The organism is Mesorhizobium sp. M2A.F.Ca.ET.042.01.1.1 (genome assembly GCF_003997405.1).
Lineage (GTDB): Bacteria > Pseudomonadota > Alphaproteobacteria > Rhizobiales > Rhizobiaceae > Mesorhizobium.
The window spans coordinates 1-626 of record NZ_RZRX01000625.1; the positions used below are offsets into that span (position 1 = coordinate 1).

At 65.3% G+C, this 626-nt stretch carries 1 protein-coding gene; it reads right to left on the minus strand.

Features of this window, described 5'->3' with window-relative positions:
• Positions 1-176: 176 nt before the first annotated feature.
• Positions 177-626 (minus strand): prolyl oligopeptidase family serine peptidase (locus EOA23_RS35240; protein WP_145966627.1); only part of this gene is annotated, 450 nt, incomplete at its 5' end.

Below are 626 nucleotides of genomic sequence, written 5' to 3' on the forward strand. Positions count from 1 at the left end.
CTAGGCCAGCGCTCACAAATCCGCGCGCAAAAGGCCGGACATATGAGCGCAAGCGATCAGGTCAAATCATCTCCAGCCAAAGCCTTGCAAGCAGGGGGCCGTCCACATATGAGCACCGGAAGCGCAGAAAACCGATATTTGCAGGCCGGCATCACCTGAATATCAATACACCTTAGTCAGGCGACGCCGCCGAGAGCCCGCTTGAGGAACATGTAGCGCATTGCCGTCTGCGCCGCTTGCGGCCGGCGATCACCGCGCCCGCCATGGCCGCCTTCGGTTTCCTCGAAGAACAGCGTCCTCCCGTGGCCTGCCTCCTGCAGCCGCGCCGCCATCTTGCGCGCGTGCCCGGGATGGACGCGGTCGTCGGCGGTGGACGTCATCAGCAGCACCGGCGGATAGGCGGCATCGGCCACGACATGCTGGTAGGGCGAATAGGCGCCGAGCCAGGCCGCCTCTTCCGGCTTCGACGGGTCGCCATATTCGGCGATCCAAGAGGCGCCGGGCGGCAATTCGGTGTAGCGCAGCATGTCGAGCAGCGGCACGTCGATGATGACGGCGCCGAACAGTTCCGGCCGCTGCGTCAGCGACGTGCCGGTGAGCAGGCCGCCATTGGAGCCGCCCTGGAT